The organism is Kitasatospora sp. NPDC058046 (assembly GCF_042885595.1).
Taxonomy (GTDB): domain Bacteria; phylum Actinomycetota; class Actinomycetes; order Streptomycetales; family Streptomycetaceae; genus Kitasatospora.
Window position 1 is genome coordinate 210253 of sequence record NZ_JBHVRS010000017.1, and the last position, 24590, is coordinate 234842.

Annotated in this window: 20 protein-coding genes; 14 read left to right on the plus strand and 6 right to left on the minus strand. The window is 73.7% G+C overall.

What is annotated here, in order from left to right; translation table 11 throughout:
* Positions 1 to 12 precede the first annotated feature (12 nt).
* The 3 genes from ACFVU7_RS30035 to ACFVU7_RS30045 are packed head-to-tail and all read right to left on the minus strand — an operon-like array spanning position 13 to position 8971.
* Complete coding sequence (locus tag ACFVU7_RS30035) at positions 13 to 3171, minus strand: amino acid adenylation domain-containing protein (protein ID WP_388048173.1); 3159 nt, start codon at positions 3169 to 3171, stop codon at positions 13 to 15.
* Positions 3168 to 7271: an amino acid adenylation domain-containing protein gene (locus ACFVU7_RS30040; protein WP_388048175.1), complete on the minus strand. Its 4104-nt coding sequence runs from the start codon at positions 7269 to 7271 to the stop codon at positions 3168 to 3170. The genes ACFVU7_RS30035 and ACFVU7_RS30040 overlap by 4 nt, the downstream gene beginning before the upstream one ends.
* Positions 7268 to 8971, minus strand: coding sequence for a condensation domain-containing protein (locus tag ACFVU7_RS30045; RefSeq protein WP_388048176.1), 1704 nt, complete (start codon positions 8969 to 8971; stop codon positions 7268 to 7270). The genes ACFVU7_RS30040 and ACFVU7_RS30045 overlap by 4 nt, the downstream gene beginning before the upstream one ends.
* A gap of 436 nt (positions 8972 to 9407) precedes the next feature.
* On the opposite strand from ACFVU7_RS30045, the gene ACFVU7_RS30050 reads away from it, so the two are divergent.
* From ACFVU7_RS30050 to ACFVU7_RS30095, 10 genes are read left to right on the plus strand one after another with little or no spacing between them, the layout of a single operon-like run.
* Positions 9408 to 10913 (plus strand): AMP-binding protein, encoded by a 1506-nt coding sequence (locus ACFVU7_RS30050; protein ID WP_388048178.1) that lies wholly within the window; start codon positions 9408 to 9410, stop codon positions 10911 to 10913.
* Positions 10910 to 11173 carry a phosphopantetheine-binding protein gene (locus tag ACFVU7_RS30055; RefSeq protein WP_074005830.1) on the plus strand — a complete coding sequence of 88 codons (264 nt, stop codon included), beginning with the start codon at positions 10910 to 10912 and terminating at the stop codon, positions 11171 to 11173. The genes ACFVU7_RS30050 and ACFVU7_RS30055 overlap by 4 nt, the downstream gene beginning before the upstream one ends.
* Positions 11174 to 11175: 2 nt before the next feature.
* A complete protein-coding gene (locus tag ACFVU7_RS30060) occupies positions 11176 to 12198 on the plus strand; it encodes an anthranilate phosphoribosyltransferase (RefSeq protein WP_388048179.1) in 1023 nt (340 codons plus the stop codon).
* The gene (gene trpA / locus ACFVU7_RS30065; protein ID WP_388048181.1) at positions 12195 to 13013 is read left to right on the plus strand and encodes a tryptophan synthase subunit alpha; all 819 of its coding nucleotides are present in this window, start codon (positions 12195 to 12197) and stop codon (positions 13011 to 13013) included. Before ACFVU7_RS30060 ends, trpA begins: the two co-directional genes overlap by 4 nt.
* The gene (locus ACFVU7_RS30070) at positions 13010 to 13384 is read left to right on the plus strand and encodes an ectoine synthase (protein WP_049650325.1); all 375 of its coding nucleotides are present in this window, start codon (positions 13010 to 13012) and stop codon (positions 13382 to 13384) included. Before trpA ends, ACFVU7_RS30070 begins: the two co-directional genes overlap by 4 nt.
* Positions 13385 to 13397: 13 nt before the next feature.
* A complete protein-coding gene (locus tag ACFVU7_RS30075; RefSeq protein ID WP_049650324.1) occupies positions 13398 to 14537 on the plus strand; it encodes an acyl-CoA dehydrogenase family protein in 1140 nt (379 codons plus the stop codon).
* 6 nt (positions 14538 to 14543) lie between these two features.
* Positions 14544 to 15236 carry an N-(5'-phosphoribosyl)anthranilate isomerase gene (locus tag ACFVU7_RS30080; RefSeq protein WP_388048183.1) on the plus strand — a complete coding sequence of 231 codons (693 nt, stop codon included), beginning with the start codon at positions 14544 to 14546 and terminating at the stop codon, positions 15234 to 15236.
* Positions 15233 to 15979, plus strand: coding sequence for an indole-3-glycerol-phosphate synthase (locus ACFVU7_RS30085; RefSeq protein WP_388048185.1), 747 nt, complete (start codon positions 15233 to 15235; stop codon positions 15977 to 15979). Before ACFVU7_RS30080 ends, ACFVU7_RS30085 begins: the two co-directional genes overlap by 4 nt.
* A gap of 4 nt (positions 15980 to 15983) precedes the next feature.
* A complete protein-coding gene (locus ACFVU7_RS30090; protein ID WP_049650321.1) occupies positions 15984 to 16202 on the plus strand; it encodes an MbtH family NRPS accessory protein in 219 nt (72 codons plus the stop codon).
* Complete coding sequence (locus ACFVU7_RS30095) at positions 16199 to 17377, plus strand: Glu/Leu/Phe/Val dehydrogenase dimerization domain-containing protein (protein ID WP_388048187.1); 1179 nt, start codon at positions 16199 to 16201, stop codon at positions 17375 to 17377. Before ACFVU7_RS30090 ends, ACFVU7_RS30095 begins: the two co-directional genes overlap by 4 nt.
* 67 nt (positions 17378 to 17444) lie before the next feature.
* On the opposite strand, the gene ACFVU7_RS30100 is transcribed toward ACFVU7_RS30095, so the two are convergent.
* The 3 genes from ACFVU7_RS30100 to ACFVU7_RS30110 are packed head-to-tail and all read right to left on the minus strand — an operon-like array spanning position 17445 to position 20561.
* Positions 17445 to 18293, minus strand: coding sequence for a carbohydrate ABC transporter permease (locus tag ACFVU7_RS30100; protein ID WP_387970003.1), 849 nt, complete (start codon positions 18291 to 18293; stop codon positions 17445 to 17447).
* The gene (locus ACFVU7_RS30105; RefSeq protein ID WP_388048189.1) at positions 18290 to 19270 is read right to left on the minus strand and encodes a carbohydrate ABC transporter permease; all 981 of its coding nucleotides are present in this window, start codon (positions 19268 to 19270) and stop codon (positions 18290 to 18292) included. The genes ACFVU7_RS30100 and ACFVU7_RS30105 overlap by 4 nt, the downstream gene beginning before the upstream one ends.
* 31 nt (positions 19271 to 19301) lie before the next feature.
* Entirely contained in the window at positions 19302 to 20561 is a 1260-nt protein-coding gene (locus ACFVU7_RS30110; RefSeq protein ID WP_049650317.1) for an extracellular solute-binding protein, read from the minus strand.
* Between the two features lie 298 nt (positions 20562 to 20859).
* On the opposite strand from ACFVU7_RS30110, the gene ACFVU7_RS30115 reads away from it, so the two are divergent.
* Genes ACFVU7_RS30115 through ACFVU7_RS30130 form a run of 4 tightly spaced genes read left to right on the plus strand, consistent with a single transcriptional unit; the run spans position 20860 to position 24420 of the window.
* Positions 20860 to 21732 (plus strand): SIS domain-containing protein, encoded by an 873-nt coding sequence (locus ACFVU7_RS30115; RefSeq protein WP_388048191.1) that lies wholly within the window; start codon positions 20860 to 20862, stop codon positions 21730 to 21732.
* Complete coding sequence (locus ACFVU7_RS30120; RefSeq protein ID WP_388048193.1) at positions 21729 to 22643, plus strand: ROK family protein; 915 nt, start codon at positions 21729 to 21731, stop codon at positions 22641 to 22643. Before ACFVU7_RS30115 ends, ACFVU7_RS30120 begins: the two co-directional genes overlap by 4 nt.
* Positions 22640 to 23581 (plus strand): 1-phosphofructokinase family hexose kinase, encoded by a 942-nt coding sequence (locus ACFVU7_RS30125; RefSeq protein WP_388048195.1) that lies wholly within the window; start codon positions 22640 to 22642, stop codon positions 23579 to 23581. The genes ACFVU7_RS30120 and ACFVU7_RS30125 overlap by 4 nt, the downstream gene beginning before the upstream one ends.
* Positions 23572 to 24420, plus strand: coding sequence for a ketose-bisphosphate aldolase (locus ACFVU7_RS30130; RefSeq protein ID WP_388048197.1), 849 nt, complete (start codon positions 23572 to 23574; stop codon positions 24418 to 24420). Before ACFVU7_RS30125 ends, ACFVU7_RS30130 begins: the two co-directional genes overlap by 10 nt.
* Positions 24421 to 24590: the final 170 nt, after the last annotated feature.

The following is a 24590-nucleotide window of genomic DNA, read 5'->3' on the forward strand; positions in this document are numbered from 1 at the left end:
GCCCTCAGGGGCTCAGGGTCGGGTACGGGGTGAGAGGACCGGTACGGCCGCGGCGTCCGGGGCCTCCTCCAGGGCTTCGACCAGGCGCGCCGGGGTGGGCGCCTGGAACAGGGCGCCGAGGGTGAGGTCCCGGCCGAACCGCACCCGCACCCGGTTGACCAGTCGGGTCGCGAGCAGGGAGTTGCCGCCGAGCGCGAAGAAGCCGTCGTCGACGCCCACCTCGGGCCGGCCGAGCACCTCGGCGAACAGCGCGCACATCGTCCGCTCCGCCGGGGTGCGCGGCCCGGGCCCGGACGGTGCCGGCTCGGGGTCGGGGACGGGCAGCGCGGCCCGGTCGATCTTCCCCCTGGGCGTCAGGGGGAAGGCGTCGAGCACGACGATCGCCGAGGGCACCATGTAGTCCGGCAGGGCCGCGGCGGCGTGCTCCCGCACCGAGGCCGGGTCGAGCGCCGGGTCGGGCCCCGGGGCCCCGGCCGGGACGACGTAGCCGATCAGACGCCGGCCGGAGGAGGCGCCCGGGCCGGCGACCACGGTCGCCTGGGCGACGGCGGAGTGCCCGGCCAGGACCGCCTCGATCTCGCCGAGTTCGATGCGGAAGCCGTGGAGCTTGACCTGTTCGTCCGCGCGGCCGAGGAACTCCAGCTCCCCCTCGGCGTTCCAGCGGACCACGTCGCCCGTGCGGTACATCCGCTCGCCCGGTTCGCCGAACGGGCACGGCACGAACTGGGCGGCCGTCCGGCGGGGGTCGTTCAGGTACCCGCGCGCCACGCCCGCGCCGGCGACGTACAGCACGCCGGCCACCCCCGGCGGCACCGGGGACAGCGCCTCGTCCAGGACGTACACCCGCCGGTTGTCCACCGGCCGGCCGAGGGGGACGACGTCGGGCACGGCGTGGCCGGGGCGGAGCACCCGGCGGGTGGTGAACGTGGTGGCCTCGGTCGGGCCGTACCCGGCGACCACCACGGAGTCCGGGCAGCGGTCCAGGACGCGCCGGACCGCGTCGGCCGGCACGATGTCGCCGCCGGTCCACACCTGGCCGACCCCGGCCAGCGTGCCCGGGGACTCCTCGGCGAACACCCGGAACAGCCCGGCCGTCAGCCAGAGCGCGCCGACCCGGTGGTCGACGATCTGCCGGTGGAGGTCCGCGAGCGCCAGCTCGCCGGGCGGGGCCACGACCACCCGGCCGCCGTTGAGCAGCGGCACCCACCACTCGTAGGTCGAGGCGTCGAAGGCGTGCGGGGAGTGCGCGAGCACGCGCGGGCCGTCCTCCTCACGCCAACAGCCTTGCGCGGTCAGGCTGATGACGTTGCGGTGACTCAGGGCCACGCCCTTCGGCGTGCCCGTGGAGCCCGAGGTGTACAGGACGCAGGCCAGGTGGTCCGGGCGCAGCGGCACGACGGGGTCGGTGGCCGGCTGGTCGGCGAGGCCGGGGTCGGCGTCGACGACGACCCCGGGGGTGCCGAGGGACGGCGCGTGCTCCCGGGTGGCCCCGTGGGTGAGCAGCACCGCCGCCCCGGTGTCGTCCAGGACGCGGCGCAGGCGGGCCGCCGGGGCCCGGGTGTCCAGCGGTACGTAGGCGCCGCCGGCCTTGCCGACCGCCAGGACCGCCACCACCACGTCGACGGAGCGTTCCATGAGCACGGCCACGGTGCTGTCGCAGCGGACGCCGAGGGCGATGAGCCGGTGGGCCAGCCGGTTGGCCCGGGCGTTCAACTCCGCGTAGGACAGGGTGGTTTCGCCGCACACCACGGCGGGCGCCTCGGGCCTGCGCGCGACCTCGGCCGCGAAGGCCGACGGCACCGTCGGGTGCGGCAGGGGCCGCGTGGTGCGGTTGGCGGCCACGACGGTCCGGTGCCGTTCCCCGGGGGTGAGGAGGTCGGGCCGGCCGATCGGCCGGTCCGGGTCGGCGGCCACCGCGTCCAGGAAGCGGCGGAACCGCTGCTGGTGGGCGGTGAGTTCGGCCTCGGTGTAGAGCGCGGGGTTGGCGTCGAGGTCGAGCCGGGGCTCGGTGCCGTCGGAGCGGTCGTAGACGGAGAAGGAGAGGTCCTCGACCGGCCCGTTGGACAGGTTGTGCACGGTGGCCCGGACGCCCGCGAAGTCCAGGTGGTAGTAGAAGGACATGATGTTGACGACGGGCCCGAACAGGACCCGCTCCGAGCGGGCCGGGTCCAGTTCCCTGCGCAGGTCCTCGCTGCGGTGGCGCTGGTGCCCGCGCTGGGCGGCGACCTCCTCGGCCACCTGTCGCGCGAGCGCGGACAGGCCCTGCTCGGGGTGGACGCGCAGCCGCAGCGGCACCACGTTCGCCACCATGCCGGGGACGGCCGGCGCGGCGGAGCCGGTGCGCCCGGTCACCGGCATGCTGAGCACGATGTCCCGTTCGCCGCTGAGGCGGTGGAGGTACGCGGCGACCGCGGCGGTGAAGGCGGTGGGCCAGCTCGCCCCGGCGGGTCGCGCGGCCCGCCGCAGCGCGGCCAGGGTGGGCGCGTCGAGGCTGCCGGTACGGCGCAGGAAGCCGTCCGAGGCGGGCGCCGAGCGGCTGGCGAGGCTGACCGGGTCCGGTCGTCCGGCCAGCCGGGACGCCCAGAACTCACGGTCCCGCTGGGGCTGTTCGGAGGCGTGGTAGGCGGCGTCGTGCGCCAGCAGGGCGCTCAGCGGCCCGAAGGCCGGCCCTGCCCCGGCCCGGCCCCCGACCAGTCCGGTGTAGGTCTTGGCGACGCGGCGCGCGATGAGCGACATGCTGAAGCCGTCGACCACGATGTGGTGGACGCGCTGGTACCAGAGGAAGCGGTCCGGCGCGACGGCGAACAGGGCCTGGCGGAAGAGCCGGTCCCGGGTGAGCCCGAGCGGGGTGGACAGGTCAGCGCGCATCCAGCGCTCGGCCTCCCCCAGCGGGTCCGGTGCCGAGGTGAGGTCGACGTGGTGCATCGTCCAGTCGGGCGACGCGGTGACGACCTGCCGGGGGCCGTCGGCGCCGTCGGTGAGGCGGACGCGCAGGGACTCGGTCTCGTCCACCACGCGCCGTACGGCCGTCTCGAACAGCTCCGGGTCGATCGGCCCGGGGATGTCCACGTACTCGCCGGTGTTGTAGGCGGGGCTGCCGGGGCGCAGGTGGTGGGCGAACCAGATGCCGGACTGCGCCGACGACAGCGGCAGCTCCTTCTCGTCGCTCATCCGAGCTCCTCCAGGACGGCCGACAGCGCGTCGGCGAAGGGGGCGGCGTGCGGCGGCGACAGCATGTCGTGGTGGTTGCCGGGGACCTCGACGACGCTCAACGCCCCCCGGGTGCGGTCCCGCCACCGGGCGGGGACCACGACCGGGCCGCCGAGTTCGGGGTGGGTCTCGGCGCTGGTGAACAGGTGGATCGGTGTCCGCAGCCGTGCCGTCGACCGGTAGCGCCGGGCGGCGGCGCCGTTGGCGGTGAACACCCGTGCCATGCGCCGCAGTTGTTCGGTGCGCACGTGCGAGGGAAGGTGCTCGCGGCCGTCCGCGTCGTGGAGCAGCAGGGCGAGGGCGGCCTCCTCGTCGAGCTCGTGGAGGTCCCCGCCTTCCCTGTCGGCGGCTTCACCGGTGGACGCGGGCGCTCCGACGTCGATGATCCCGAGGAACCCCGGGGGGTTCCCCTGCTCCTCCAGCAGTCGGGCCAGCTCGAAGGCGACCAGCCCGCCGAAGGACCAGCCGGCCAGCAGGTACGGGCCGTCGGGCAGGACGGACCGCAGCTCCCGCAGGTAGCGCTGCGCCTGCTCCTCGACGGTGGCCAGGGGCGGCTCGTCGGTGTTGTAGCCGACGGCCTCCAGGCCGTAGACGGGCCGGCCGCCCAGAGGGGATTCGGCGAGGTGCTCGGTGAGCTGTCCGGCCAGGTGGAGGAAGGAGCACACGTCGCCGCTCTGCGGGTGCACCAGGATCAGCGGCGCCCGGCGGCGGTCCCCCTCGGCCAGCGGAACGACCAGCCGGCGCAGGGCCCGCGCCGCGTTGGGCAGTTCCGCGCACAGCCCCTCGACGGTGGGGTGGCGGAACACCGTGTTCAGCGGCACGGTCACCCCCCACTCCCGCCGGACGGCCTCCACCAGCTCGACCGCCCTCAGGGAGTGCCCGCCCAGCGCGAAGAAGTCGTCCCGGACGCCGACCCGCGGGGTGCCCAGCACGCGCTCCCAGATCCTGGTCATCAGGAGTTCCGGCAGGTCCCGTGGCGGGAGCGCACCGGCCGCGTGGTCGTGGCGGGCGGGCTCGGGCAGGGCCGCGCGGTCCACCTTGCCGTTGGTGGTCAGGGGGATCCGGTCGAGCGCGGTCAGCGTCGTGGGCACCATGAACTCGGGCAGGGTCTCGCGCAGGGCGCGCCGCAGGGCCGCCAGGTCACCCGGTCGGTCCTGCCACACCAGGTAGCCGGCCAGTTCGGCGTCCGTCCCGCCGCCGCGCACCGTCACCGCGGCCCTGGCGACACCGGGCTGCGCGCACAGCGCGGCCTCGATCTCGCCCAGCTCGATGCGGTACCCGCGGATCTTCACCTGCTCGTCGGTGCGGCCGAGGAAGACCAGGCTGCCGTCCGGCAGGTACCGCGCCAGGTCGCCGGTCCGGTACAGCCGACCGCCGTCCGCGCCGAACGGGTCGGGCACGAAGCGCTCGGCGGTCAGCCCCGGCCGGTTGGCGTACCCGCGGGTGACGCCGACCCCGCCGATGTGGATCTCCCCCGGGACGCCGACGGGCACCGGGGCGCCGGCCGGGTCCAGCAGGTAGATCCGGAGGTTGCCGAGCGGCCGACCGATCGGCACGGACCCGCCCGGCCGGGCGAGGTCCCGGTCGGCGTCCACCCGCCGGGTGACGCAGCCGACGGACGCCTCGGTGGGACCGTAGCCGTTCCAGAGCGTGGAGACCCGGTCGAGGAGCCGCCGGGCCAGGGCGGGCTGGAGCGGTTCGCCCACGCAGATCGCCTGGAACCGGCCGCCCTGCCAGCCGCCGTCCAGCAGCAGGAGCCAGGTGGCCGGGGTGGCCATGAGCGTGGTGACGCCGAACTCGCGCATCATCTCCGTCAGGCGCGGGCCGTCGACCGCGACCTCCGACGGGGCGATCACCACGCTCGCGCCCCAGGCCAGCGGCATGAGCACCTGGGGGACGATGACGTCGAAGGAGATCGAGGCCACCGAGGCGACGACGTCGGACCCGTCGAGGTCCAGCTGGCGGCCGCGGACCACCAGGTAGTTGACCACGCCCTCGTGCGGGACCAGCACGGCCTTGGGGCGGCCGGTCGAACCGGAGGTGTAGATCGAGTACGCCAGGTCGGCGGGCGTCGCGAGCGGCGGCAGCCGGTCCTCGGACAGGGCCGCGACGAGCGGGGCCTCGGCGTCCAGCCACACCGTCTCGGCGCCGTGCTCCGGCAGCCGGTCGGCCAGGGAGCGCCGGGTGAGCAGCAGCGGCACGTCGGCGTCGGCGAGCATGAACGACATCCGCTGGGCCGGGAGGTCCGGGTCGAGCGGCAGGTAGGCGGCGCCCGACTTGAGGACGGCCAGCAGGGCCACGACCAGCTCCGCCGAGCGCGGCAGGCAGACACCGACCAGGCGTTCCGGCCGGGCTCCCCGGGCTCGCAGGTGCCGGGCCAACCGGTTGGCCCGGCCGTCGAGTTCCCGGTAGGTCAGTCGCTCGCTTCCGCAGCGGACCGCCACCGCGTCGGGGGTCAGCCGGGCCCGCTCCTCGACCAGCTCGTGCACGCAGCGGTCGGCGGGGAAGGGTTCGTCGGTGGCGTTGGCGGCCACCAGCAGCGCCTCGCGCTCGGCCTCGGTGAGCAGGTCCAGGCGGGAGACGGGACGGTCGGGGTCGTCGGCCGCGGCGTCCAGCAGCCGGAGGTAGTGGCCGACCAGGCGCTCCACGCTCGCGCGGTCGAACAGCGCGGTGTCGAAGGCCACGGTGCCGGTCGTCCCGCTCGTCCCGCTCGTGCCTGCCGTACCGTCCGGGCCGCTCGGCCGGTCGGCGATCACCAGGCTGAGGTCGACCTTGGCCGTGCCGTTGTCGACCTCCAGCTGTTCGACCTCCGCCCCGGCCAGCCGGAGGGAGGCGGTCGGGTCGGACAGGCCGGCGACCATCACCTGGAACAGCGGGTTGCGGTCGAGGCCGCGGGCCGGCCGCAGCTCCTGCACCAGCCGCTCGAACGGCACGTCCTGGTGCGCGTAGGCGTCCAGGGCGGTCCGGCGGACCCGGTCGAGCAGCTCGGCGAAGCCCGGGTCGTCCGCGAGGTCGGTGCGCAGGACCACGGTGTTGATGAACGAGCCCACCAGCGGGTCGAGTTCCGGCCGGGTGCGGCCCGCGACCGGCGTGCCGACCGCCACGTCGGACTGCCCGCTGTAGCGGGCGAGCAGGGCCTGGAACCCGGCCAGCAGGGTCATGAACATCGTCGCGCCGTGCCGCCGGCCCAGCAGCCGCAGGCGCTCGGCCAGTTCCTCGGGCACCGTGAAGGTGATCCGCTCGCCCCGGCCCGTACGGACCGGTCCGCGCGGACGGTCGGTGGGCAGGTCCAGCGGCGACAGCCCGGACAACTGTGCGCTCCAGTAGTCCAGTTGGCTCTGCAGGCGGTCGCCGGAGAGCCGGGCCCGCTGCCAGTGGGCGAAGTCCGCGTACTGGATCCGCAAGGGCGGCAGCTCGTGCTCGCGGCCTTCCAGCCGGCTCCGGTACATCGCCGACAGGTCGTCCCACAGCAGCGGCATCGACCAGCCGTCGACCGCGATGTGGTGGACGACCACCACCAGGAGGTGCTCGTCCTCGTCGACCCGCAGCAGCGACGCGCGCAGCAGCGGGGCGGCGGCCAGGTCGAAGGGGCGCAGGATCTCGGAGTGGACGAGGTCGAGGGCGAGTTCCGTCCGGCGTTCCGCGGGCTCGGTCCGGAGGTCCGTGACGGGCAGGTCGACCGGCCGGGCCGGCTCCACCGAGGGGACGGGGCGGCCGTCCTCCTCGGGGAAGGCGGTGCGCAGGACTTCGTGGCGCCGCACCAGGTCGGTGAGGCCGTGGCCGAGGGCGGCCAGGTCCAGCGGGCCGCGCAGCCGGAAGACCTCGTGGACGTTGTACAGCGCGGGGCCGTCGGACAGCCGCTCGATCAGCCACATGCGTTCCTGGGTGAACGACGGCACCCGCGCGCCCTCCGGGCGGGGCGGGACCGCGGCCTCCGGCTCGCCCTCGGCGGCCCTGGTCCGGGCCGCGCGGACGCGTTGGTCGAGCAGGGCGCGTAGGCCGGCCCGCGTGGAAGCGGTCGGCTGGCCGGGCTTTTCGGGGCGACTGCGCTGTGCCTTCACGGGTGACGGGCCTTTCCGGCGGGGAGCGGTTCCGCCTCGGCTTCGCCGAGGTCCGCCAGCAGCGCCGCGTCGATGCCGTCGGCGAGTTCGGCGACGGTCGGGTGGTAGAAGAGCAGGACGACCGGCAGTTCGAGGTCGAGCGCCCGGCCGAGGCGGGACATGACCTTCGAGGCGAGCAGCGAGTGGCCGCCCAGTTCGAAGAAGTCGCTGTGCACGCCGTCCGGGGTGACTCCGAGCACCTCGGCCCAGGTCTCCAGCACCAGGAGTTCGGTCTCGGTCTCGGCGGCGCCGGCCTGGGAGGCATCGGGCCGCGGGGCCGCGGGGTGCACGGTGGGGGCAGAGGCGCCCACGCGGAGGCCGGGCGGGGTCTGCCAGGCCGAGATCGGCCGCTCGGGAGCGCCGACGAGATGGTCGAGCAGCGCCGTGAAGCCCTCGGCGAGCCGGCGCACCGTGTCGCGCTCGAAGAGGTCGGCGGCGTAGCGGATGACGCCGGTGAGGCGGTCGCCGAGGTCCGTCAGGGAGACCTCGATGTCGAACTTGGCGACGTCGTTCGGTATCTGATGACTGCTCACCTCCAGCCCCGGAAGGCCGGACGGGAGCGCGGGCGGATCCTCCAGCTGGAACATGACGGTGACCAGCGGGTGCTGGCCGAGGTCGCGTTCGGGCCGCAGCTCCTGCACCAGCCGCTCGAAGGGGACGTCCTGGTGGGCGTAGGCCTCCACCGCGCACCGCCGCACCCGGGCGAGCACGTCGGTGAAGCCGGGGTCGCCGGACAGGTCGGTGCGCAGGACGAGGGTGTTGACGAAGAAGCCGACCAGCGGCTCCACCTCGATCCGGGTCCGCCCGGAGATCGGGGTGCCCACCGCCACGTCGGCCTGTCCCGTGCAGCGCGCGAGCAGGACCTGGAAGGCGGCCAGCAGCGTCATGAACGGCGTCACCTCGTGGGTGCGCCCCAGCGCGCGGATCCGGTCGGCGAGGTCCGCCGGGATCTCGATCTCGACCTGGTCGCCCCGGCCGGACCACGCCGCGGGGCGCTCCCGGTCCGTCGGGAGCACCGACGGGACCAGGTCGGCCAAGTGCTCGCGCCAGTAGTCGAGTTGGCCTTGCAGCGCGGTTCCGGCCAGGTGGGTCCGCTGCCAGTGCGCGAAGTCGGCGTACTGGACGGGCAGGTCCGGCAGGGCGATCGGCCGGCCGTCGACGGCGGCGCCGTACCCGGCGGAGAACTCCTGCCACAGCACCGGCAGCGACCAGCCGTCGCAGGCGATGTGATGGATCACCAGGACCAGCAGGTGGTCATCGGGGGCGACGCGGATCAGTCGGGCCCGCAGCATCGGGGCGGCGCCGAGGTCGAAGGGGGCCGCCAGGTCGGCGGCCACCAGCTCCCGGGCCCGCTGCCAGGCCTGCTCCGCCGGGGTGTGCGCCAGGTCGGTGATCGTCGGCACGAAGGTCCCGACCGGCTCCGTGACGTGGCACGGGCCGTCCTCGGAGTCGGCGATCCTGCCGCGCAACACCTCGTGGCGCCGCACGACGTCGGTCAGCGCCCGGACGAGCGCCTCCTGGTCCAGCCGGCCACGCAGGCGGACCGCGGTCGGGACGTTGTGGTCCGGCAGACCCGGCCGCAGCCGGTCGAGGAACCACAGCCGTTGCTGGGCGAAGGACAACTGGGTCGGAGCGTGCGCGCTCCGATCGGAGCCAGGCATGACGGATCCACCTTTCACGGCGATCGGGAGCGCTAAAGCACCCCGGAAATCCCCTCGCCGATTCGCTTCTTCGCGAACAGTACGGCGGATACTAGGCAGCTCCCGTCTCACTCCGCAAGACAGAGAAGGGGGTCGAAGGCATCAGGACAATCTTTACGCCAGACCCCGCTAATCCTTATGTAGATTGAACACGCTCGACGGCTAGCATCCGCGCGCCCGACTGCCACACCCTCCCTGACGTGCCGTCATGGTGGAGATCGAGCACACCACTTCCGTGGACGAGCGCCACGTGATAATTCTTCTTTCGCCGGGAAGGCGGCCGGACGGGCCCCTTTCGTGTCGGCCCTTCATTGTTCCGAAAAAGATCGGTGAACCCGTTGCATGAACTCATCCGTTGTCCATAGAGCCCACCCCGTTGCATGAACTCGGAGAAGTCATGATGCAGCAGCCAAGCCTGGTGGGTTCATTCGTCTCGCACGCCACCGACCACCCCGGTGATCCGGCCCTGGTGTGGCACGGGGAGGAGACGACCTACCGCGAACTCCACCGGGCGGCGGAGCGGGAGCGCCTGCGGATCGTCCGGCTCGCCCCGGACGGCGACGAGCCGATCGGCATCCCGGCCGCCAAGTCGCCCTCGACGATCGCCCTGGTGCTCGCCTGCCTGCTGGAGGGGCGGCGCTTCCTGCTGCTGCCGGCGCCCGTACCGGAAGGAGGGACCGCCCACGCGCCGGCCGAACGGGCCGGCATCCGGCACGTCCTCTCGCCGGAGGACCCCGGTCCGGACGCCCGGGAGCGGCCGGCCGAACCGAAGCCGCCACGCGACACGGAACCCGCCGACGTCTCCTTCATGTTCACCACCTCCGGTTCCACCGGGCGGCCGAAGATCGTGCCGCTGAGCACGGGCGCGGTGGACCGCTTCACCACCTGGGCCGGCGAGCGGTTCGGCATCCGTCGGGGAACGACGGTCCTCAACTACGCGCCGCTCACCTTCGACCTGTGCCTGCTGGACATCTGGGCCACGCTCAAGCACGGCGGCCGCGTCGTCCTGGTCGATCCGGCCCGGGCCACCCAGCCGGGCCACCTGCTGGACCTGCTCTCCCGCCACGAGGTCCAACTCGTGCAGGCGGTACCGATGTTCTACCAACTGCTGGTCGACGCGACCGCGCAGAGCGGCCGCCGGCTCGACACCGTCGAGCACGTCGTCTTCACCGGCGACAGCCTGCCCGCCCGCTGCCTGGCCGAACTTCCGCGCCTGTTCCCCGGCGCCCGGCTCCACAACGTCTACGGCTGCACCGAGACCAACGACAGCTTCCTGCACGAGCTCGACGGCACCGAGCCGCCGGACGGCCCGGTGCCGATCGGACGTCCGCTGCCCGGAGTCCACGCGGTGATCGTCGGCGCCGACGGCGCGATCGTCACCGGGCCGGGCACCGGCGAACTCCACGTCGCGACGCCCTTCCAGACCGACGGCTACCTGGACCGGGCCCAGGACGCCGGCAGGTTCGCGACCCACCACCACGACGGGGAGACCCGGCGCTACTTCCGCAGCGGCGACCTCGTCCGGCGCGACGAGGACGGCCGCGTCACCCTGGAAGGCCGCAACGACCACCAGGTCAAGGTCCGCGGCACCCGAGTCAACACCCACGAGGTCGAACAGGTGCTGCTCGACCACCCCGAGGTCGTCGAGGCGGCCGTGGTGGCCGTACCCGACCCGGTGGCCGGCCGCCTGCTGCGCGGCCTGGTCCGCCGAGCCCCGGACAGCCGGCTGAACTCGCTGGCGCTGCGCCGGCACTGCGCGCAGCGCCTCCCGCTCACCGCCGTCCCCTCGACCCTGCGGATCGTGGACGACCCGCTGCCCAGGACGTCCACCGGAAAGATCGACCGCGCGCCCGTCGAGCGCGCCTGCTCCCCCTCCCAGCCCACCGAAGGAACGGCCACGTGAACCACGCCGCGGTAGTCACCCAGTTCATCATCGAGGAGTTCCTGCCCGACGTCGGCCCGAACGAGCTGGACGCCGACTACGACCTCGTGGACGGCGGGGTCATCGACAGCCTCGGCCTGCTCAAGACGATCGCCTGGCTGGAGGACCGCTTCGACGTGCGCGTCGAGGAGTTCGACCTCGACCCGGACAGCTTCCGCTCCGTCGGCTCGATCAGCAGGTTCATCGACCAGGCCCAGCCGCAGCGGACGGACGCCCTCTAGTCATGCACGAGGTGCTGCGAGCGCTGATCCGCCGGGACCGCGCCGTCGACCAGGAGCTGTGGGGGTCCTTCTGGGACCAGCTGCGGGACGGCGCCCTGCGGCCCGGCGAGACGGTGGCGCTGCTGTCCTCGCTGTCCACCCGGATGCCCGACCGGGACACGCTGGTCGCGATGCTCCGCTCGCTGGACGAGCGGCGGCCGGCCGTCACCGCGCGGCTGGACGGCACGGCCAACATCGTCGGCACCGGAGGCGGGCCGGCCACGTTCAACATCTCCACCGCGGCGGCGTTCCTCGCCGCGGCCCTGGGCGTCCGCGTCGTCAAGACGGGCTCCCGCGCCTACACGGGCACCTGCGGCTCCCACGACCTGCTCGACCGCCTCGGCATCGGACGGACCACCTCGTACGAGCGGACCGAGGAGCGGCTGGAACGCTTCGGCATCGCCTTCCCGGGGAACTTCGTCTACCCGCGGGAGGTGGCGCTGCTGGCCCGGAGCATCGTGCCGATGGACCTGCGGATGATCGGCGGGTTCATCAACTCCGTCGGGCCCTTCCTGGCCGCGGTGCCGGTCTCCGCCCAGCTCGTCGGCGTCTCGGACCGTTCGCTGCTGCCGGCGCTGGGCCGGGTCGCCGCCACCGTCACCGACCGGAGGATCTGGCTCTGCTCCAACGAGCTGGGCATCGACGAGCTCGTCGGCTCCGTCGACAACCTCCTCCTCCCCAATGACGGCACCGACCCGATCCACCTGCCGGCCGAGGCTCCCGCGAGCGCGACCGACACGATCGCCGAACTGCGGCCCGCCACCGGAGGCGAGGACGTGGTCGAGCACTTCCTCGGCGTGCTCTCCGGAACGGGGACGGCGCTCGCCACCCGGACCGTCTGCCTGAACGCCGCCGCACTGGCCGTCGCGAGCGGGCTGATCGACGGGTGGCCGTCGGCGATCCGGGCGGCCGAGGACGCCCTGCGCGGCGGCGCCGCCCGCGACCTCGTCGACCGCCTCCGCACCCGACCGGCGCGTGCGCGGTGAGCGGGTTCTTCGCCCGCCGGCCACCGGACCGGCCCGGCCTGGCCGTGTTCCTCAACGCCGGGGACCCCCCGCTGCCCGTCCTGGCCGACGTGATGCGGATGCTCGACGACTGCCGGGTGGACTGCCTGGAGCTGGCGGTGCCCTTTCCGAACTCGGTCACCGACGGGCCCGTCATCCGCCGCTCGGCACAGCGGGCCCTGGCCGACGGCGTCGGACTCGACGAGGTGCTCGACTTCCTCGCCGGGGTCCTGCCCGGGCTGCGCCACCTGCGGGTGGCCCTGCTGGCCGACTGGAGCCACACGGTCAGGGCCCCGACCGTGCCCGGCTTCGTCCGGCGGATCGCCGACGCGGGCGTCCACGGGCTGCTGGTCCACGGACTGCCGCCGCGGCTGCGGGCCGACTGCCTCGACGCGGTGCGGGCGGCCGGGCTGCCCCTGGTCGCCACCTGCTACGCCGCGTCGTCCCCCGAGGTACGGGCCGCGGCAGCCGACTGCGCCACCGCGTACCTGTACCTGGTGGCCCACTACGGCCGCAGCGGCGGCGGGCTCACCGCCGACCACCGGGAGCTGGCCGCCGCGCTGGCCGCACTGCGGACAAGGACCGCCGCACCGATCGCCGTCGGGTTCGGCGTCCGCTCCCGGGCGGACATCGACCTGCTGCACGGCCTCGGCGCCGACGCCGCGGTCGTGGGCAGCGCCGGGGTCGCCCGGATCGAGCACGCCCTCGCCGAAGGGGCCGACGTGGTCGAGGAGTTCCACACCTTCATCCAGACCGTTTCGCCGTACTCACCAAGCCGCCAGGAGGCACACCGATGATCGTCCGACACCTTGCCGACGTGAAGACCGTGGACTGGGGCAACGGGCTCAGCCGCCGGTTCCTGCTCGAGTCCGACGGCCTCGGCTACACGATGACGGACACCACCGTCCGGGCCGGCACCAAGTCGCGGCTGGAGTACCGCCGCCACCTGGAGGCCTGCTACTGCATCGAGGGGAAGGGCGAGGTCGTGGACACCGACGGCACCTCCCACCCGCTGGAGCCGGGCACGCTGTACGCGCTCGACCGCAACGACGCCCACTTCCTGATCGCGAGCCCGGAGGAGGACCTCCGCCTGGTGTGCGTGTTCTCGCCCGCGTTGCGCGGCGACGAGCGCCACAACCTGGACTCGGCCGACTTCTCCGAGTACTGACAGGGACGGACAGATGATCAGGTGGAACGCCGACCAGCTCGCCCTGGGCGAGGGGATCGCCCAGTGGTGCGAGGAGCTCAGCTCCGGCCATCTCGAAGGGGACGCCGAAGGCGCCTTCCCGTGGGACAAGTGGAAGCTGATCCAGAGGTCCGGGATCCTCGGCCTGCCGTTCGACGAGCAGTGGGGCGGGCTGGGCCAGGACCTGCTCACCACCATGCACGTGCTCGAACGGCTCGGCACCGGGTGCCGTGACGGCGGACTGAACTTCTCGGTCGCCACCCACCTGGTCGGCGTCGGGGTCCCGCTGCAACGGTTCGGCTCGCCGGAGCTCAAGGCGCGCCACCTGCCGGGGATCTGCTCGGGAGAGACGATCGGCGCGCACGCGATCAGCGAGACCGAGAGCGGCTCCGACGCGCTGGCGATGAGGACCACGGCCACCCGCGAGGGCGACGACTTCGTCCTGCGGGGCGGCAAGTCCTTCATCACCAACGGCCCGGTGGCCGACGTGTTCGTGGTGTACGCCCGCACCCACCCGAGCAGCGGCCCGCTCAGCATCACCGCCTTCGTCGTGGAGCGGGACACCCCGGGCCTCGTCATCGGGCCGCCCGTCGCCACCATGGGGCTGCGGACCGCGCCGCTGAGCGAACTGCACTTCGACGACTGCCGGATCCCCGCGTCCGCCGTGATCGGCCGGGTCGGCTCCGGGTTCCTGGTCCTGGACCACGTGATGAAGTGGGAGATCCTCTGCTCCTTCGTCATCAGCACCGGGCAGATGCGCCACCGGCTCGACCGCTGCGTCGAGTACGCCAAGGAACGCGTCCAGTTCGGCAGTCCGATCGGCTCGTACCAGTCGATCTCCCACAAGCTCGTGGAGATGAGCATCGGCCTGGACACCGCGCGGAAGTGGCTCTACGACACGGCCGTCCGGCTGACGCAGGGCGAGAACGTCACGAGGGACATCGCCGTCAGCAAGCTCCTCGCCAGCGAGAGCAACCTCTCCTCCGCGCTGGCCGCCGTGCAGATCTTCGGCGGCAGCGGGTACCTGGCCGAGTACGGGCTGGAGAAGGACCTGCGCGACGCGGTCGCCGGCCCGATCTACTCGGGCACGTCGGAGATCCAGCGCAATCGCGTCGCCGCCATGCTGGGGCTGTGACGCCCGATGCTGCTCAAGATCTGCGGAGCCGCCTCGGCCGAGGACGTGGCCTCGCTCGACCGGGCCGGAGCCGACCTCGTCGGCCTGTGGCACGGGGTCCCGAGGGGTCATGCGAATCTGACGCTCAGTCAACTGACCGTGCTCGCCGACGCCGTACACCGGACGGCACGACTGCGTCCGGTCCTCGTGACCTTCCTCAACGACGCCGAGGCGCTGCGCGCGGCGACGGCCGCGGCCCGGGTGCCGTGGGTCCAACTGCACGGCTACCAGCCGCCGGGACTGGTCCGCGCCCTGAAGGGCAGCACGGACCTCATCGTGGTCAAGGTGCTGCACCTCGGTGCGGACACCCGCGCGGAGCGGTCCCTGATCCCGGCGTACGAGCGGGCGGGAACGGACCTCTTCCTGCTGGACGCGGTGGCCGGGGACGGCCGGATCGGCAGCACCGGGCAACCGGCCGACTGCGCGGCCGTCCTCGGGATCACGGACCGCCTCTCGCGCCCCTTCCTGCTGGCCGGAGGCCTCTCGGCCGACAGCCGGGAGGCCTACCGGGCGGTGCTGGACCACCCCCTGTTCCTGGGCATCGACGTGGACACCGCGGCCAGGGACCCCGACGGACGGCTGAGCACCGACCGGGTCACGGCCGTACGGCGCGGCTGGCGGGTGCCGGACGGCGCCGGGGCGGCCGGGAGGCCGGGATGACGGCCGCGTTCATCGAGGCGCTGCTGGACGCCCGCCGACCGGTGATCATGGAGCTCAAGCGCCAGGACGCCGCCGGGCAGGACCTGTTCGGCGACAGGTCGGCCGCCCGGCTGGTCGCCGACTACCAGGAGGTCGGCGCCCCCTGCCTGTCCGTGGTGACCGGGCGGTGGTTCGGCGGCACCCCGGAGCTGCTGCGCGAGGTCGTGGCGGCGACGGACCTGCCCGTGCTGCAGAAGGACTTCATCACCCGCCGGAGCCAGCTGCACCAGGCCCGCGAGAGCGGCGCGTCCGCGGTCCTGCTCACCGCCGCGCTGCTGCCGCGCGCCACCCTGGGTCACCTGGTCGAACTCGGCCTGAGCCTGGGCCTGACGCCGTTCGTCGAGGTCGTCACCGAGGAGGAGATCAGCCGTGTGCCACGCGCCGAGGAGTGCGTGATCGCGGTGAACAACAAGGACATCGGCGACCGCGAACGCGGCGCCGGCGACCTCGGGCGGAGCTCGGCGCTCCTGCCCGCGGTGCTGGGCAGCGGCACCCGGTGCCCGGTGAGCGCCGGGGCCGTCCGCTCCCCCGAGGACGCGGCCCGCCTGCTCCAGGAGGGCTTCGCCGGTGTGCTCATCGGGACGGGCCTCCTGCGCGCCCCCAGCCTGCCTGGCTGGCTGGACGGCCTCGACGCCCACCGTGGCACCCTCGTCGACCCTCGCCACGAACCGGCTCCACCCCCAACCATCGACATCCGGAGGTAACGGCATGACCAGCGAAGCACCCGAGCAGTGGAAGGTCGTCGTCAACGACGAGGAGCAGTACTCGATCTGGTCCGCCGACCGCGAGACCCCGGCGGGCTGGCACGAGGACGGCGTACGGGGCGCGAAGGACGACTGCCTCGCGCACATCGAACGCGTCTGGACCGACATGCGCCCCCGCAGCCTGCGCCTGCGGTCCGTCCCGGAGGAGGGTGGTGCGCAGTGAGCCGGACGCTCGCGCCGCACGGTGCGCGCCCCGCGACCGGGCCCGTGCTCTCCACCACCCTGAACCTCCCGGCGTGCCGGGCCCGGGGCTGGGTCGTCGTCGACTCCATGGTCGACGGCCTGGCCATGGGCGGCACCAGGATGACCCCGACGGTGACCGAGCTGGAGCTGGCCGGGCTCGCCCGGGCGATGACCCACAAGCTGGCGCTGGTCGGCCTGCCCATCGGCGGTGCCAAGGCCGGCATCGCCCCCGATCCCGGCGCCGCTGTCGAACGGCAGGCGGTGATGCGGGAGTTCGGCCGCGCCGCGGCCCCGCTGCTGCACGGCGGGGTGTACCTGGGCTGCGACCAGGGCACCACCTACGCCGACCGGCGGCAGGCCTTCGAGGCCGCCGGGTACGACGTCACCCGCCGCCCCGGCACCACCCGCCTCACCGTCGGCTGGGCCGAACTGTGGGACCACATGGCCGACATCACCGGGTTCGGCGTGGCCGTCGCGGTGCTCGGCGCCCTGCGCGCCTCCGGTGCGCGGACCCCGCAGCGCGTCGCGATCCAGGGCTTCGGCACCGTCGGGCGCGCGGTGGCCGACCACCTGGCCGCCCACGGCCACCTGGTGGTGGCGGTGGCCGACGTCCTGGGCACCGTCGAGGACCAGCGCGGACTGCCCGTCGCCGAACTCACCGCGCTCACCAGCAGCGACGGCACGATCGACCGGAGCCGGCTGCCCGCCCGGGTCACGGTCCACGGGCCCGGGCAGGCCTGGCTGCACGTCGACGCCGACGTGCTGGTGCTGGCGGCCTCCCCCGCCGCGGTCGACGAGGAGGCGGTGCCGGCGGTCCGGGCCCGCCTGGTGGTCGAGGGCGGAAACCTGAGCTGCACCGAACCGGCCCGCCGGCTGCTGCGCGAGGCCGGCCACACCGTCCTGCCGGACGTGGTGGTCAACGTCGGCGGGGCGGCGGCGACCGGGTGCGTGCTCACCGGGCTGGCCCCGTCCGACCTGCCGCTCCCCAAACTGTCCGGGTGGCTGCGCGACTGGGTCGCCGGCCGGGTCGCCAGGAACTGCGAGCTGGTGCAGGAGCTGAGCGCCTCGGGCAGCGCCGACCCGGTCGCCCAGCTCCTCGGCTCGCGCGCGACCCCGCCCGGCGCCGCCGGATCGGAGGCCCCGTCCGAACGGTGACCGGGCCGACGGACGCGCCCCCGCGCCGCCCCGCGGAACGCTGCCTCGCGGCGGGGCGGCGCGCCGGCTACTTGACCGAGCCTGCGGTGAGTCCGGAGACGACGTGGCGCTCGATCACCGCGAACAGCACGACGACCGGCACGATGGCCACCAGCGAGGCGGCGAACACGTAGTTCCACTGCACGCTGTAGGCGCCGATCATGTTGTTGATGCCGACCGTGAGCGGCTGCCGGTCGGGCGAGTTGGTGAGGGTCAGGCCCATGATGAACTCGTTCCAGGCCGAGATGAACGTGAAGATCACGGCGGTGACCACGCCGGGCAGCGCCAGCGGCAGGGTGACGCGGAACAGCGCGCCCATGCGACCGTTGCCGTCGATCATCGCGGCCTCCTCCAACTCCCTGGGGATGGAGCCGATGTAGGCGCTCAGGATCCAGATCGCGAAGGCCAGGTTGAAGGCGGCGTTGGCGAGCACCAGGACGATCGGGGTGTCCAGCAGGTCCAGTGCGAAGAACTCCCGGTAGAGGCCGACCTGAAGGGCGGTGGGCTGGAACATCTGGGTGACCAGCACCAGCAGCAGGAAGGCCTTGCGGCCGCGGAAGCGCACCCGGGCGGTGTAGTACGCGGCGGGCAGGGCGACCAGCAGCACCAGCAGCGTCGAGCCTCCGGCCACCAGCAGGGTGGTCCGCAGGTTCTGGCCGAGCGTGGTGTCCGTCCAGACCCTGGTGAACGCGGAGAAGTCGAAGTGCGTCGGCAGGTAGGAGTTGTCCCGCAGCTGGCCGGCCGGGCGTCCGCCGGTGATCAGCATCTCGACGTACGGGAGCACGAAGAGCGCGGCGAGCGCCCAGGCCAGCGCGGTGAGCAGGACGGTCCGTGCGCGCGGGCGGTGCTTCGCCGGCGGCGACTGCGGGGTGGTCATCGGCCCTCCTCCCCGTTCCAGCGGCTGACCTTGAGGAAGACGGCCACCATGAGGACCACGACGACGAAGTTGACCACGGACATCGCGGCGGACTCGGCGACGTCGTAGCCGCGCAGCATGTACATGAACACGGTGGTGGTGGCGGTGTCGGCGTTCGGGCCGCCCTGGGTCATGCCCCAGATGACCGGGAAGGAGTTGAAGACGTTGATCAGGTTGATCACCAGGCCGACCAGGAAGGCCGGGCGCAGCAGCGGCAGGGTGACCTTGCGGTAGGTCTGCCAGGGCGTGGCGCCGTCGACCCTGGCGGCCTCGTGGACCTCCTCGGGGATGGTCTGCAGGCCGGCCAGCAGGGTGTAGGTGGTGAACGGCAGTGAGACGAAGACGGCGACGAGCACCAGCCAGGGCTTCGCGTGGGCGGCGTCGCCGAGCCAGGCCTGGGAGCGGTCGATCAGGCCGAGGTCGAGCAGCAGCCGGTTGAACACGCCGGCGACCTGGTCGAGCATCCAGCGGAAGCCGATCGCGGTCATCAGTACGGAGGCGGCCCAGGGCGCGACGAGCGCCCAGCGGGTGACGCGACGGCCGGGGAAGTTCCGGTTGAACAACTGCGCCAGCGCGAGCGAGATCAGCATGGTCAGGCCGACGACGACGACCGTCCAGACGACGGTCCAGGTCAGCACTCCGGCCAGGCGGGGGTCTCCGAAGAGCTTGCGGTACTTGACCAGGCCGGCCGGGCCGTGGTCGGTGCCGGTGGTGTCGATCTTCCGCAGTGAGGTGGCGACCATCTCGACGACCGGCCACACGACCACGCCGAGGATGAGCACGATGGCCGGGGCCAGCCACGGCAGTGGCCCGAGCCGTTCGAACAGGGCACGGCGCCCGGGTGCGGGGCCCGGGCCCGGGGCCGACGGACGCTTCGGCGGCGCGGCCGGGCGGGCGGGTTCGGCGGGCCGGGCGTCTGTGCTGCTGGGGAATGACACGGTGTCGGGATTCCTTGTTCGCTCGTCCGGGTCACTCACCGGCCTGCTGCGCGGCCTTCTGGAGCGCGTCGAGGGTCTTCTTCGGGTCGCTGACCGCGCTGCCGATCTGCGTCTTGATCTGCGCGGAGACCGCCGGCCAGGTCGGGTCGCTGAGGGGGTAGAACGTGGCGGTGGGCAGGATCCGCAGGAACGGTGCCAGGGCCTGCTCGTCCGGGTCGGCCTGGAGCGCGGTGAGCGCGGACCGGGTGACCGGCAGCAGGCTGTACTCCTTGTCGAACCTCACCGCGTTGTCCCGGCCGTAGGCGAAGTCGAGGAAGGCCTTGATCTGTTCCTTGTGGCCGCCCTTCCTGAAGGCCATCATCCAGTCGGCGACGCCGAGGGTGGCCTTTCCGGTGCCGTCCTTGCTGGGCATCGCGGTCCAGGTGACGTCCATGCCCTTGAGGTCGTTCAGCTGGGTGGGGATGCCGTTGAGCATGCCGACCTTGCCGGAGGCGAAGTCCTTGGCCAGGTCGGTGCGGTTGACGGAGGCCGGGCTCTGCTCGGTCAGGCCGGCGTCCACCCAGTTCTTGAGCTGCCCGAAGGTGTCGACGTTGGCCTGCGAGTTGATGCTGTACCGGCCCTTGGCGTCCTGGTAGCCGCCGTGGTTCTCCAGCATCCAGATGAACGACTCGCCCTGCGCCTCCTCCTTGCCCAGCGGCACGCCGAGCGGGATCTCCACGCCGGCGTTCTTCAGCGCGGTGGCGGCGGTGGTGAGGTCGGCCCAGGTCCTGGGCGGGGCGGCCGGGTCGAGGCCGGCCTTCCTGAAGAGCTCGTTGTTGAACAGGAACATCCGGGCGCTGGAGATGAACGGGATGCCGTACCGGGTGCCGTCCTGCTCGCCGGCCTGCGCCATCGCGGGGAGCAAGTCCGCCGCGGTGCTGCCGGAGAGGACCTCCTGGGCCGGGTAGAGCTGGCCGTTCTTGGCGAAGTCCGCGTAGCCGCCGGTCTGCAGGACGTCCGGCTGGTTGCCGTTCTGCACCATCGTCTTGACCTGGGTGTCGATGTCGTTCCAGTTGATGACCTGGAGGTCGACCTTGATCTCGGGGTTCTGCTGCTCGAAGGCCGAGATCACGCCCTGCCAGTACGCCTGACTCGGGTTCTGGCCGTTGGAACCGTAGTCGGCGGCGACGAACCTGATCGTCGTCACCCCGTCGGCGGAGGTCGAACCGGAGGCCGAGCCCTTGCCGCATCCGGACAGTGCGAGCGTTCCGGCCAGGGTGGCCGCGGACAGGGCGAAAAGGCGCCGCTTCATCTCTGGTACCGCCTTTGCGAGTGGGGGCCGACCCCGCGGTGGCCCGGGTGGGGGATGGTGCGACCTGCACGAAGCTGCGCTGCATGACCACTGTTTGCTCAACATCGAGCAGATACGCCGAACTGAGTTTGCCTCGCCAGCCGGGTGCCGCAAGGCACTCGGTGGATCAGTATTGCTCACAGATGACGCGTTGGGCTATGAATAGAGCAGTTTCAAGCAGATGCTTGCAACAGAAAGCCGTGCTCGGTGCGGACCTGTCCCCGAGCGCGCCGCCCGTGCCCCCACCGAGGAGAGCCAGATGAGTCACGTCGAACGGGAGATCGCCAGCCAGCCGGAGTGCTGGCGCAGGGCACTGGAACTGGAGCCCGCAGGACTGCCCGAGCACGGCGAACGGGTGGCCGTGATCGGCTGCGGCACCTCGCTCTACATCGCGCAGGCGTACGCGGGCCTCCGCGAGGGTGCCGGCCTCGGTGAGACCGACGCCTTCGCGGCCTCCGAGTTCCCGGCGGCCCGGGCCTACGACCGTGTCGTCGCCATCACCCGCTCGGGAACCACGACCGAGGTGCTCGCCGCGCTGCAGCGCTGCGGCGGGACGCCGACCGTCGCGCTCACCGGCGACCTCGCCACCCCGATCGGCACGGCCGCCGGCACCGTGGTCGACCTGGAGTTCGCCGACGAGAAGTCGGTGGTGCAGACCCGCTTCGCCACCACCGCGCTGGCGCTGCTGCGCGGCCGCCTCGGGCTCGCCCCCGCCGACCTGGCCGCCCACGCCGAGCGGGCGCTGGCCGCCCCGCTGCCCGAACGGGCCACCGAGGCCAGCCAGTTCACCTTCCTCGGGACCGGCTGGACGGTCGGCCTGGCCCACGAGGCGGCCCTCAAGCTGCGCGAGGCCTCCGGGTCGTGGACCGAGTCCTACCCGGCCATGGAGTACCGGCACGGCCCGATCAGCGTCACCGGCCGCGGCAGCGTGGTGTGGTTCTTCGGCGAGCCGCCGACCGGGCTGGTCGACCAGGTCGAGCCGACCGGCGCCGTGCTGTCGGTGAGCGCGCTGGACCCGATGGCCGACCTGATCCGCGCCCAGCGGCTCGCCGTCGAACTGGCCAAGGGCCGCGGCCTGGACCCCGACCAGCCGCGCAACCTCACCCGCTCCATCGTGCTCACCCGGCCGTGACCGCGACGGCGATCGCCCTCGACGTCGGCGGAACCCACATCAAGGGCGCGGCGGTGGCCGCGGACGGCCGCCTCCGCCACACCGAGCGCTGGTTCACCCGCGCCGAACGCGGGCCGGAGGCCGTCCTCCAGACCGTCCTCGACCGCGCCGCCGAACTCGCCGGGCGCTTCCGCCCGGCCGCCGCGGGGATCGCCGTGCCCGGCATCGTCGACGAGGCGGCCGGCACCGCGGTGCTGGCCGCCAACCTCGGCTGGCAGGACCTGCCCGTCCGGCAGCTGCTGTCCGAACACCTGGGCATCCCGGTCGCGTTCGGGCACGACGTGCGGGCCGGGGGCATCGCCGAGGCCAGGGCCGGCGCCGGCCGCGGCAGCCGCGACTTCCTCTTCGTACCCGTCGGCACCGGGATCGCCGCCGCGCTGATGGTCGACGGGCGGCCGCTCACCGGCAGCCACACCCGGGCCGGCGAGCTGGGCCACCTGGTGGTGCGCCCCGGCGGCGAGCCGTGCGCCTGCGGCCGTCGCGGTTGCGTGGAGACCCTCGCCTCGGCGGCCGCCGTCGCCCGCCGCTACACCGCCGCCACCGGGGAGGCGGGCGTCACCGCCGAGCAGGTCGGCAGGCGCGCCGCGACCGGGGACCGCACGGCCGCCACCGTCTGGCGGGAGGCCGTCGACGCGCTCGCCGCCGGCCTGGCGAGCGCGATCACGCTGCTCGACCCCGAGCGGATCGTGATCGGCGGCGGCCTCGCCCGGGCGGGCGAGCCGTACTTCGCGCCACTGCGGGCGGCTCTGACGGCGCGGCTCTCCTTCCAGACGATGCCCGAGCTCCTGCCCGCCGAACTCGGCCACGAGGCGGGCTGTTTCGGTGCCGGACTGCTCGCGCGGGACCTTCTGGGCGAGGGAGCGGCGGCGTGATCCTCACCGTCACCCTGAACGCCGCCCTGGACATCACCCACCACCTGGACCGGATGCGCCCGCACGGCAGCAACCGGGTCCGGGCGGTGGCCCAGCGCGCGGGCGGCAAGGGCGTCAACGTCGCCCGGATCCTGCACGCCCTCGGCCACCCGACCGTGGTCACCGGCCTGACCGGCGGCCTCACCGGCCGGGCGATCCGCGCCGAACTGGCGTCCGCCGGCCTGGCCGACCGCATGCTGGCGATCGCGGGCGAGTCACGGCGGACGGTGGCCGTGGTCGAGGAGGACGCCGGGGACACCACGATCCTGCTCGAACCCGGCCCGGTGGTGGGCGTCGGGGAATGGGCGCGGTTCCTCGACCACCTCGACACCCTGCTGCCGCACGCCGCGGCGGCGGTCCTCTCCGGCAGCCTGCCGCGCGGCGTGCCCGAGGACGCCTACGCCCACCTGCTCCGGCTCGCGCACGCGCACGGCGTCCCGGCGGTGCTCGACGCCGACGGGACGGCGCTGAGCACGGCGTTGGCGGCCGGACCGGCCCTGGTCAAGCCGAACGCGGAGGAACTCGCCGCCGCCACCGGCCTGGCCGATCCGGTGGCCGCCGCCCGCAGGCTGCGGGCCGCGGGCGCCGGTGCGGTGGTCGCCTCGCTCGGCGCCGACGGCCTGGTCGCCGTCACCCCGCACGGCGGTTGGCGCGCCCGCTCGCCCGAGCGGCTGTCCGGCAACCCCACCGGCGCGGGCGACGCCGCGGTCGCCGCGCTCACCCTCGGCCTGGTCGGCGGTGAGCCCTGGCCCGACCGGCTGGCCGAGGCCGTGGCACTGTCCGCGGCCGCCGTCGCCGCACCGCTGGCCGGCGACTTCGACCCCGCCCTCCACCACGCCCTGCGGTCCCGCGTGGACGTCCACCCCTTCGCCACCGAGGAGTCCGACCCATGCCCCTGAGCGGAACCGGTCCGATCGCCGCCGCCGCGGCCGAAGCCGCGTGCGGTGTCGGCGCCTTCAACGTCATCCAGCTGGAGCACGCCCAGGCGATCGTCGCCGGGGCCGAGGCCGCCGGTGCGCCGGTGATCCTGCAGATCAGCGAGAACGCCGTGCGCTACCACGGCGCCCTCGGGCCGATCGGCGCCGCCACGCTGGCCGTCGCCCGGGCCGCGCGGGTGCCGGTCGCGGTCCACCTGGACCACGCCACCTCCGTGGAACTCGTGGACCGGGCCGTGGAGTTGGGCTTCACCTCGGTGATGTTCGACGCTTCGGCGCTGTCGTACGCGGAGAACGTGCGGGCCACCGCCGAGGTGGTGCGCCGGTGCCACGCCGCGGGCGTCTGGGTGGAGGCCGAACTGGGCGAGGTCGGCGGCAAGGACGGCGTCCACGCCCCGGGTGTGCGCACCGATCCGGCCGAGGCCGCGGCGTTCGTCGCCGCCGCCGGCGTGGACGCGCTCGCGGTGGCCGTCGGCACCTCGCACGCGATGCCCACCCGCGACGCGGCGGTGGACTTCGAGCTCATCGGACGGTTGCGCCGGGCGGTGCCGGTCCCGCTCGTCCTGCACGGCTCCTCGGGTGTGGCGGACGGGGACCTCACCGCGGCCGTGGAAGCCGGCATGACGAAGGTCAACATCGCCACCCACCTCAACCGGGTGTTCAGCACCGCCGTCCGCCGGGCCCTGGCCGACGACGCGCGGCTGGTCGACACCCGCCGCTACCTCGGGCCGGCCCGCGCGGCCGTCGCCGCCGAGGTCACCCGGCTGCTCGGCGTCCTCAAGGCGACGGCACCGGCGCCCTGAGCCACCACGACACGGCGACGGCCGCCCTCCCCCGCGTGGGGGGAGGGCGGCCGTCGGCGTCGCTCAGGCGGGCTTGACGGTGGAGAACCTCTCGCCGCCGACGATCCACCGGCCGCGGCGCATCACCGCGACCAGGTCGTAGCCCTCCGAGTCGACCACGACCAGGTCGG